This is a genomic window from Streptomyces sp. JJ38 (assembly GCF_019303475.1).
GTDB lineage: Bacteria > Actinomycetota > Actinomycetes > Streptomycetales > Streptomycetaceae > Streptomyces.
In genome coordinates, this window is record NZ_JABLSI010000038.1 from 42,182 (window position 1) to 51,589 (window position 9,408).

A 9,408-nucleotide genomic window follows, 5' to 3' on the forward strand; every position below is an offset into this window, starting at 1 on the left:
GGGCCGTTCACCGTGGCTCCTCCTCCCGTGCGGCCCGGTCCGCGCCCGGCGGCCCGGCGTTGCCGTGGGCCCGCAGGGTGCCCACGGCGTAGCCGGCCGCGGCGGCTCCGAGACCGGTGAGGAGGGCCAGGGCGCGGCCCGCTCCGCCCGGCCGGGCGGCCAGGAAGTCCCGCACCCCGCGGCCCAGGGCCGCCGGCAACACCCGGGTGGTGTAGCGGCGTTCGGTGGCCAGCCCGTCCCGGGCCCCGACGCTGCGGGTGACGAGCGCCTTGGACAGGCCCTCGGCGTAGGCACGGGTGCGGACGTAGCCCAGGCGCTGCCGGGCGGCGGGCACGCGGTGCCGGATGACGGCCCGGTCGTCGACGAGGAGGACGGCCTCCGGGTGGGCGCGGGCCAGCCGGAGGCACAGTTCCGTCTCCTCGCAGCCGAGGGGCAGTCGCCGCCCGTCCCGGCCGATTCCGGTGGTGAAGCCGCCCGCGGCGGTCAGCGCGGAGCGGCGGAACGAGGCGTTGCCGCCCAGGACGTTGCGGACCCGTACCAGGCCGGGCGGGTGGCCGCGATAGGTGCAGCCGACCGTCCAGTCCAGCTCCTCGGGGAACCAGGGCGGCCGACGCCCGGAGGACCACAGCGGTTCGGTGCGGCCGCCCACCGCCAGGACGGCGGGGTCTGCGTAGGCGGCGGCGAAGTGACCAAGCCAGGCGGGCTCGGCCACGGCGTCGTCGTCGAGGAAGGCGACGAACTCGCCGTTGGCGGCGGCGATCCCGGTGTTGCGTCCGGCGGACAGGCCGCGCGGTCCGGCGTTGGCCAGGACCCGCACGGCGGCCGTGGCCGCGTAGTGCAGGGCGAGGCGCTCCAGGAGCGGCCGGTTGTGGTCGACGACGAGGATCAGCTCGTGGGCGGGCAGTTCCTGGGCCCGCACGGAGTCGACGGCGGCCAGGATGTCGTTCCAGCGTTCCTCGGTGTAGACGCAGATCACCACCGAGAACCCGCCGGCGACCGTGGAGTGGGCGAATCGGTTCACCGGTCTGCTCACCCGCGGCGCTCCCGGGGGCGGACCGCCGGGCCGCCGCGCGGCCGGGCGCCGCGCTCGCGCAGGATGACCGAGAGCACCCGCAGCCCGTCGCGGACCGCGCGCAGGTTGCTGGCGCCGTGGATGCGGGCGTACTCGTGGCTGGGTACTTCCTGGACCCGCAGGCCCGCCTTGACGACGCGGATGTTCATCAGCGTCTCGACCTCGAAGCCCGAGCAGTCGAGGGCGATGTCGTCGAGGCAGCGGCGCCAGAAGGCGTTGTAGCCGTAGCACAGGTCGGTGTAGCGGGCTCCGAACGTGGCGTTCACGGCGGCGGTGAGCGCACGGTTGCCCAGCCTGCGCAGCGGTGTCATGTCGTCGGTGCCGCCGCCGTTGGCGAAGCGCGAGCCCTTGGCGAAGTCGGCTCCGCCGACGAGGGCGGAGACGTAGGTGACGATCTCCGCGCCGTCGGCCGAGCCGTCGGCGTCGACCATCACGATGATCTCGCCGGTGCAGGCGGCGAATCCGCTGATGAGCGCGTTGCCCTTGCCCTTGCCGCGCTGGGGTACGACGACGACGTCGGGGCGCAGCTCGCGGGCGACGGCGACCGTGTCGTCGGTGGAGTTGCCGTCGACGAGGACGACCTCGTGCACCCAGTCGGGCAGGGACTTGAAGACGTAGGGGAGGTTCTCGGCCTCGTTCATGGCCGGGATGACGACGCTGACGGGTGGTGCGATGGCCAGATGCGAGCTGACGGGCCGATAGTGCGCCAGGGGCGGATCGGTGGGTGGAAGTACGGAGACATTCATGAGCGGTGTAGCCCTCTCGTCCGGTGGACCGGCCGCCGTGGCCGGTCCGAGCGGTTACCCGAGGCGAAGGGGGCGGGTGCCGGGCCCGCCGGTGCCGCCGCTCCGCGGGAGCGGACGGGCGCCGGGCGGGTCCGGCACGGGTGGGCGGTGTGGCTGGGCCGCCGCGGTCCGGGCGCTGTACGGGACCCCGGACCTGACCCCCGACCGCCGTCCGCGCTGTGTGGACTCGCGGCGCGCCCCCTCCCTGGGGCGGCACCGCATCGCCGCGCGGATGGCGGTCCTCTGTGGTGTGTGTGGTGGTTGGTGTGGCTGTGTGGCTGGATGATGCGAGCCGAACGGTTCGCGGCGGTCGTTGGGTGCGGCCGTGTGACGAACCGAGCGTGTGGCAGAAGCTGACGTTCTGTGACGGCTTGGAGTGTAGGGCACCACTTGCGGCATCCAGCCACGGATCAGCGTAAATATGCTTAGTTTCGCCCTTTCGGGCGAAAGCTCCCCAGTCGCTTGAGCAATCTGTCGGCAGGGCCGAACAGTTCCGGTCGTGAGACGACGGCATTGCGCAGAGCGCGGACCGGGGCCCGGTGCATCCGACGACCGAGGGCCACGGGGTGGCGCCGCGTCACCCAGCCCTCGTGCACCGTCAGCTCCCGGGACTTCAGCGCGTCCTTGTAGGCCTTGGCGCCACGTCCCATGTCCACCGAGGCCAGCCCCTGGGCCGCGGAGGCCTCCGCCATGCGCAGATGCAGCAGCAGCCCGGGGGAGTACTTGCCGTAGGCCGGGTCGTAGGCCGGGAACCAGGTGGACAGCACCCGGTCCGAGCGCAGCCCGAAGTGGGCCGCGACCGGCCGCCCGCCGGCGTACAGCACCGAGAGCTGACCGGCGAAGCGGTCCGTGCGGGTGTGGAAGAGACGGTCCACCAGTTCGACGATCCAGGGTCGCGCGAAGCGGTCGCCGCGGCCCGTGCGCCGGTACTGCGCCGACTTCCACCCCCGCAGCACCTCGAGCATCCGCGGATCGCGCTCGTCGTGGACGTAGACGAGCTCCCCGGCCTCGCGGCCCAGCTTGCGCCCCTTGCCGAGTGTGCGGCGGGTGAAGTTGGGGGAACGGGCGCGCAGCGCCGACCAGAACGCCTCCGGGCCGTCGGCGACGTCGATGACCGGGGAGGCGAACGCGCCCGAGGCGTACCCGGCGAACGGCTGCGGCCCCGAGACGAGATGGTCGAACTCCCACACCGCGAGCCCGCAGGCCCGCAGCAGCCCGGGGCCGTCGCAGTGGAAGCCGGGCGCCGCCACCATGCCCTGGCAGTCCGACAGGCCGAGCCCGACGGCGCGTCCCACGCCGAACCGTGAGCGTTGGAAGGGCAGGAACGCCGCCGGGCTTCCGGTGTCGGTGGAGCCCCCGCCGCGTACCACGGCCACCCGTGTGTCCCGCCGCACCTGGCCGACGGCGACCGTGAACTCGGGGGCCAGGAAGGGGTTCGCCAGCTCGGGTAAGCCCTGCCCGGCGGCCGCGGCCTGGAGTGCGCTCCAGGCCTCCCGGTCGGCCCGGGTCAGCTCGCCGGGTCTGCAGACGTCGGTATCCATCGATCCTCTCTCGGGCGTGGGCCGGTGCCCGCGGCGGTGGCGCCGCCCGCGCCGCGCCGCCGGGCGCGGGCCCACAGGGCGGCGGTCAGGAGCGCCAGCGTGCTGAGGACGGCGATCGCGGCCACGCCGCCGCGCACCGACCAGCTCCTGGTGGCCAGCATCACCTGGGCGACCAGCAGGTTGACGGCGATCGAACCGACGAGCGCGACCACCGACCGGCTCAGTGGGTCCAGCCCGCGCAGCGCGGCGGCGAGCCCCGCGCCGGGGGCGGCCAGCAGGAAGAAGGAGGTGAGCGGGGCGCGCAGCGGCGGACCGGGCTCGGCGAACGTCAGCACGGCGCCGGTCACGCCGACGGCCAGCCCGGCGAGGAGCGCGGCACCGGCACCCGAGCGCGGCCCGCGCGGGCTCTGGCGCGCGCTCGGACGGTGGTGTGCGCTCGGGCCGGGGCGCGCACGCGGGCTCTGGTGTGACGTGGTGTGCATGATCGGCTGTGCCCCCGAAGCGCCGGATGTCGTGCCCCGCGTTCCGGCCGCGCCTGGTGGCCTCGTCACGGGCGTTCCGACCATGCTGGCCGGTGGGGGAGGGGGTGGGGAACCGGCTCACGGGAGCCCACGCCCGGCGCGCGGGCTCACGCGCGGGCGTGAAGTATCACGTCCGAGTGTGCGCGACATCAGCTGACGACATGTGAAAAGCTTCGCCAACGCCCTTGCGGGGCAGGTGGATCCCATGGCCGGGATACCCGCCGGTCCACTCCGGGCGATAGGCTTGGGCCTGCCCGGGCCGGGTGCCGTCGTACGGGTGGGGAGTGTCATGGATCAGATAACAATGCGCAGCAGGGCTCGGGTGCCCGCGATCAACTGCCGCACGGGTGCGTCCGGTTCCCGTCTGGACCGGCATCTGAGCGTCATCGGAGGCCCGGCCGTGCCGCCGGGCAAGGCCGACGAGGCCCTGACGCTGATGCGGGAGCTGACCACGCACGACGCAGGCAGGAGCCGCAGCAGCCGTGGCGGGCGGGTCTCCCTGCTCGCGCCGCTGCGCCGGCTGCGTCGCACGCTGTTCGGCGGCCGGGGCTGAGCCTCCCGGCCCGGCCGGGCCCGCGTGGGCCCGGCGCCGAGCGCCCGCACCCGGCGTCCGACGGCGCCCACCCGACACCCCTCAGCCGACCTCCGTTCAGTCGACGACGTTCTCCACGGTGACCGAGAAGGAGAAACGGTCCCCCCGGTAGTGAATCCGGGCCACGTCCACCACCCGCCCGTGTTCGTCGAGCGTGACGCCCGTGTAGTGCAGGATCGGGCTCAACAGCGGAACCTCCAGGAGCCTGGCCGTCTCCGGGTCGGCCAGCCTGGCCTCCACCGTGTCCGTGATGCGGCTGATGCGGATCCCCACCTCGTCCCGCAGCAGCTTGGTCATCGGCATGCGCCGCAGCGCCTCCGGGTCGATGCGTGCCGCCGTCGCCGGGGGGATGAGGTTCTCCGCCCAGTTCGTCGGCTCGCCGCTCACCCGGTCGCGGCGCAGCCGCCGGTAGGACACGGCCTCGGCGCAGTCCGGGAAGTACTCGGCCAGCTCCGCCGGCACCGGGGCGGGGCCGTGACCCAGCAGCGTGGTGTCCTCGCCGGACTGCTGGGCCACGATGGCGTCCACCGAGCCCAGCAGCCGCACCGGCCGGCCCCGACGGGCTTCGGGCTCGATGAACGTGCCGCGCCGCCGGTGCCGGGAGATGAGCCCCTCCGTCTCCAGCTCCTTGAGCGCCTGGCGCATCGTGAGCACGCTGACGCCGTAGTGCTCGGCCAGGGCCTCCTCCGTCGGCAGCCGTAGCGGGGCCTCGGGCGGGCGCCCGAGTATGGAGGCCCGCAGGGACTGCGAGACCTGGTACCACAGCGGCAGCTTGCGGTTGAGCTCGACGGAGTCGGGGGCGAAGAGGGTCACCGTGCCTCCCGGCCGCTCAGGGCCGAAACATCAGTTGCGGAAGTGTCGTTCCAGACCCTGCCACACTTCGTCGTAGTCGTGCTGCCGGTGTCCAGCGTCCATCGCCTGCCCGGTCGCCACCACCGGCCAGCGGGTCTCGAACATGAAGGCCAGCCCGTCGTCGATCTTCTGCGGGCGCAGCTCGGCCGAGCTGGCGGCCTCGAAGGTCTCCCGGTCCGGGCCGTGTGCCGACATCATGTTGTGCAGGGAGCCGCCGCCGGGCACGAAGCCCTCGGCCTTCGCGTCGTAGGCGCCCTCGACCAGCCCCATGTACTCGCTCATCACGTTGCGGTGGAAGTAGGGCGGGCGGAAGGTGTCCTCGCCGACCAGCCAGCGCGGCGCGAAGACGACGAAGTCCACGTTGGCCAGGCCCGGGGTGTCCGTCGGGGAGGTCAGCACGGTGAACAGGGACGGGTCCGGGTGGTCGTAGCTGATCGTGCCGAGCACGTTGAAGCGGCGCAGGTCGTAGACGTAGGGCACGTTGTTGCCATGCCAGGCGACGACGTCCAGCGGCGAGTGGTCGTACTCCGCGGCCCACAGGTGTCCGCAGAACTTGTTCACGACCTCGACGGGCCGGTCGGCGGCGTCGTAGGCGGCGGTGGGGGCCAGGAAGTCCCGCGGGTTGGCGAGACCGTTGGCGCCGATGGGGCCCAGATCGGGGAGGGTGAACGGCTGGCCGTAGTTCTCGCAGACGTAGCCGCCCGCGTGGGCGTCCAGCAGCTCGACGCGGAAGCGTACGCCGCGCGGGATGAGCGCGCAGTGGCCCGGTTCGGCCCGCAGCGCGCCGAACTCGGTGTGCAGCAGCAGTCCGCCGTCCTGCGGCACGACCAGCAGCTCGCCGTCCGCGTCGCTGAAGACCCGGTCGGTCATCGAGGCGGTCGCGGAGTAGAGGTGGACGGCCATGCCGGTGCGCTGCGCGGCGTCCCCGTTGCCACCGACCGTCCACAGCCCGTCGACGAAGTCGGTGCCCGCGGCCGCGCGTGGCAGCGGGCCCCAGCGCAGCCGGTTCGGGTCCGGGACCTCGGTGAACGGCGCCGTGCGCAGGGCCGGGTTCGCGCGGGGCCCCGCCAGCCGGGTGAAGGCGGGGTGCGCGGCCGAGGGCCGGATGCGGTAGAGCCAGGAGCGCCGGTTGTGCGCCCGGGGCTCGGTGAAGGCGGTGCCGCTCAGCTGCTCGGCGTACAGCCCGAGGGGAGCGCGCTGGGGCGAGTTGCGCCCCACGGGCAGCGCGCCGGGTACGGCCTCACTGCTGTGCTCGTTGCCGAATCCGGAGAGATAGGACAGCTCGTCCCCCGTCGTGCGGGTCTGGTCCCCGTCGCTCATGTCGCTCTCGCTCCTGCCGCGCTCGATTCCTATGGTGAATCATAGGAATCCCTTCGCCATGCGCAACACCCGAACGCGGGTCGCCCGGTGGTGCGGCGTGTCGCGCGAGTGAGTCACGGCACGTCGGCGAGTGGCTGACAGCCGTAATCTAGCGGCGATAGGTTGAGGTCATGGCACACGACGCTCACTACATCGGCGGCGCCTGGGTTCCGGCCCGAGGTGACGGGATCGACGTCCACAACCCGGCGACCGAGGAGGTCATCGCCCGGGTCCCCGCAGGCGGTGCACCCGAGGTGGACGCGGCCGTCCGCGCGGCCCGGGCCGCCCTGCCCGGCTGGGCCGCGACCGTGCCCGCGGAACGTGCCGCCCGGCTCGCCGCGCTGACCGGCGCCCTCGACGCGCGTCGCGAGGAGATCGCCACGACCGTGACCGCCGAACTGGGCGCGCCCCTCTCCTTCTCCCGCGCCGTCCACGCCGCGCTGCCCGTCACCGTCGCCGGCTCCTACGCCGCCCTGGCCACCGAGTACCCGTTCGAGGAGCGCATCGGCAACTCCCGGGTGCTGCACGAGCCCGTCGGCGTCGTCGGCGCCATCACGCCGTGGAACTACCCGCTCCACCAGATTGTGGCCAAGGCGGCGCCCGCCCTCGCCGCGGGCTGCACCGTCGTCCTCAAGCCCGCCGAGAACACCCCGCTGGTGGCCCAGCTCTTCGCCGAGGCCGTGGCCGAGGCCGGCCTCCCCGCGGGCACGTTCAACCTGGTGACCGGGTACGGCCCGGAGGCCGGGGAGGCGCTGGCCGGGCACCCGGGCGTGGACCTCGTGTCCTTCACCGGCTCCACCGCCGTCGGGCGCCGCATCGGCGCCACCGCCGGGGCCGCCGTCAAACCGGTCGCCCTGGAGCTGGGTGGCAAGTCGGCCAACGTCGTCCTGCCCGGGGCCGACCTGACGCGTGCCGTCAAGGCGGGCGTGGCCAACGTGATGGCCAACTCCGGGCAGACGTGCAGCGCCTGGACCCGGCTGCTGGTCGACGGCGACCGCTACGAGGAAGCCGTCGAGCTGGCGGCCCGCGCCGTCGCCAGGTACGTGCCCGGCGACCCGGCGGACGAGGCCACCCGCCTCGGCCCCGTCGTCAGCGCCCGCCAGCGGGAGCGCGTCACCGGATACATCGCACGGGGCGTCGAGGAGGGCGCACGGCTGGTGGCCGGCGGCACGGAGGCCCCCGAGGGCCTGGGCCGCGGCTGGTACGTGCGGCCCACCGTGCTCGCCGACGTCACACCGGAGATGACGGTCGCGCGCGAGGAGATCTTCGGACCGGTCCTGAGCATCCTGCGCTACCGGGACGTCGACGACGCCGCCCGGATCGCCAACGACACCGACTACGGACTGGCCGGGGCCGTCTGGGCGGCCGAGGAGGACGAGGCCGTCGCCTTCGCCCGCCGGCTGGACACCGGGCAGGTGGACATCAACGGCGGCCGGTTCAACCCGCTGGCCCCCTTCGGCGGTCACAAGCGCTCCGGAGTCGGCCGGGAACTGGGCCCGCACGGGCTCACCGAGTACCTCCAGACCAAGTCCCTGCAGTTCTAGGCCGCGACCGCCGAAGGCCCGCACCCCGCCCCGCCCCGCACCCCGCCCCGCCCCGCGGCCCCTCCGAAGCCGTACCCGCCCGTGAACCGCGAACCGTGAACCCGTGAACCGTGAACCCGTGACCGTGAATCCGTGACCGAGGAGCCGAACGCCGTGGTCCGAGCCGCCGTCCTGCCCGCCGTCGACGCACCGCTGGAGATCACCGAGATCGCACTGCCCGACCCGGGGCCGGGTCAGGTGCGGGTCGCCGTGGCCGCGGCCGGGGTGTGCCATTCCGATCTCTCCCTGTCCAACGGCACGCTCCGGCAGCCCGTCCCGGCCGTGCTCGGCCACGAGGGCGCCGGAACCGTGACGGCGGTGGGGGAGGGCGTCACCGCCGTGGCCCCCGGCGACCGTGTGATCCTCAACTGGGCACCCTCCTGCGGCCGGTGCCGCTTCTGTGCCGAGCGGGCCGAGCCGTGGCTGTGCCCGCACGCCAACGCGGCCACCACCGTGCCCTACGCCCGGACCACCGACGGCCGGGAGCTGTACCCCGGGCTGAGCGCGGCGGCCTTCGCCGAGGAGACGCTCGTCCCCGAGCGGGCCGTGCTGCCGCTGCCCGACGGCATCCCGCTCACGGACGCCGCCCTGCTGGGCTGCGCCGTGCTGACCGGCTGGGGCGCCGTCCACCACAGCGCCCGGGTCGCCCCCGGGGAGTCGGTGGCCGTCTTCGGCGTGGGCGGGGTGGGGCTCGCCGTCCTGCAGTCGGCCCGGATCGCCGGTGCCGGGCCGATCGTGGCCGTGGACGTGTCCCCGGCCAAGGAGGAGCTGGCCCGCGCGGCCGGAGCGAGCGACTTCCTGCTCGCCGGGGAGGCCACGGCCAAGGAGATCCGCGCGCTGACCGGGGGCGACGGTGCCGATGTCGCCGTGGAGTGCGTCGGCCGGGCCCAGACCATCCGCACGGCCTGGGCGTCCACTCGGCGCGGCGGGCGGACGACGGTCGTGGGCATCGGCGGCAAGGCCGAGCAGGTGTCCTTCTCGGCGCTGGAGATCTTCCACTTCGCCCGCACCCTCTCGGGCTGCGTCTTCGGCAACAGCGACCCGGCGAAGGACGTGCCGGTGCTGGCGGAGCACGTGCGCACGGGACGGCTGGACCTGGGCGG

9 protein-coding genes are annotated in these 9,408 nt (G+C 74.1%); 3 read left to right on the forward strand and 6 right to left on the reverse strand.

The window, feature by feature from the left end; translation table 11 throughout:
- Positions 1 to 7: 7 nt before the first annotated feature.
- The 4 genes from HPT28_RS19885 to HPT28_RS27115 all read right to left on the reverse strand — a co-directional run bounded on the left by HPT28_RS19885 (position 8) and on the right by HPT28_RS27115 (position 3,880).
- Positions 8 to 1,033, reverse strand: coding sequence for a glycosyltransferase family 2 protein (locus HPT28_RS19885; RefSeq protein WP_308119386.1), 1,026 nt, complete (start codon positions 1,031 to 1,033; stop codon positions 8 to 10).
- Positions 1,030 to 1,818: a glycosyltransferase family 2 protein gene (locus HPT28_RS19890; protein ID WP_219092509.1), complete on the reverse strand. Its 789-nt coding sequence runs from the start codon at positions 1,816 to 1,818 to the stop codon at positions 1,030 to 1,032. The genes HPT28_RS19885 and HPT28_RS19890 overlap by 4 nt, the downstream gene beginning before the upstream one ends.
- A gap of 464 nt (positions 1,819 to 2,282) precedes the next feature.
- Entirely contained in the window at positions 2,283 to 3,398 is a 1,116-nt protein-coding gene (locus HPT28_RS19895) for a GNAT family N-acetyltransferase (RefSeq protein ID WP_219092510.1), read from the reverse strand.
- Positions 3,365 to 3,880 carry a hypothetical protein gene (locus tag HPT28_RS27115; RefSeq protein ID WP_257578966.1) on the reverse strand — a complete coding sequence of 172 codons (516 nt, stop codon included), beginning with the start codon at positions 3,878 to 3,880 and terminating at the stop codon, positions 3,365 to 3,367. The genes HPT28_RS19895 and HPT28_RS27115 overlap by 34 nt, the downstream gene beginning before the upstream one ends.
- Positions 3,881 to 4,208: 328 nt before the next feature.
- Between HPT28_RS27115 and HPT28_RS19905 the strand changes: the two genes are divergently transcribed.
- Positions 4,209 to 4,472 carry a hypothetical protein gene (locus HPT28_RS19905; RefSeq protein WP_219092511.1) on the forward strand — a complete coding sequence of 88 codons (264 nt, stop codon included), beginning with the start codon at positions 4,209 to 4,211 and terminating at the stop codon, positions 4,470 to 4,472.
- A gap of 96 nt (positions 4,473 to 4,568) precedes the next feature.
- Here HPT28_RS19905 and HPT28_RS19910 read toward each other — a convergent pair whose 3' ends face one another.
- On the reverse strand, positions 4,569 to 5,324 hold the full coding sequence (locus HPT28_RS19910) for a GntR family transcriptional regulator (RefSeq protein ID WP_219092512.1): 756 nt from the start codon (positions 5,322 to 5,324) through the stop codon (positions 4,569 to 4,571).
- 30 nt (positions 5,325 to 5,354) lie between these two features.
- Complete coding sequence (gene hmgA, locus HPT28_RS19915; RefSeq protein WP_219092513.1) at positions 5,355 to 6,683, reverse strand: homogentisate 1,2-dioxygenase; 1,329 nt, start codon at positions 6,681 to 6,683, stop codon at positions 5,355 to 5,357.
- 170 nt (positions 6,684 to 6,853) lie between these two features.
- On the opposite strand from hmgA, the gene HPT28_RS19920 reads away from it, so the two are divergent.
- Both HPT28_RS19920 and HPT28_RS19925 read left to right on the forward strand, forming a co-directional pair.
- Complete coding sequence (locus HPT28_RS19920; RefSeq protein WP_219092514.1) at positions 6,854 to 8,266, forward strand: aldehyde dehydrogenase family protein; 1,413 nt, start codon at positions 6,854 to 6,856, stop codon at positions 8,264 to 8,266.
- 153 nt (positions 8,267 to 8,419) lie between these two features.
- The coding region (locus tag HPT28_RS19925; RefSeq protein WP_219092524.1) for a zinc-binding dehydrogenase at positions 8,420 to 9,408 on the forward strand (989 nt) is incomplete at its 3' end.

Coding starts and splice junctions, on each gene's coding strand:
- hmgA (WP_219092513.1), bottom strand. CDS start 6,683: ATGAGCGACGGGGACCAGACCCGCACGACGGGGGACGAGCTGTCCTAT.
- HPT28_RS19890 (WP_219092509.1), bottom strand. CDS start 1,818: ATGAATGTCTCCGTACTTCCACCCACCGATCCGCCCCTGGCGCACTAT.
- HPT28_RS19920 (WP_219092514.1), top strand. CDS start 6,854: ATGGCACACGACGCTCACTACATCGGCGGCGCCTGGGTTCCGGCCCGA.
- HPT28_RS19895 (WP_219092510.1), bottom strand. CDS start 3,398: ATGGATACCGACGTCTGCAGACCCGGCGAGCTGACCCGGGCCGACCGG.
- HPT28_RS27115 (WP_257578966.1), bottom strand. CDS start 3,880: ATGCACACCACGTCACACCAGAGCCCGCGTGCGCGCCCCGGCCCGAGC.
- HPT28_RS19905 (WP_219092511.1), top strand. CDS start 4,209: ATGGATCAGATAACAATGCGCAGCAGGGCTCGGGTGCCCGCGATCAAC.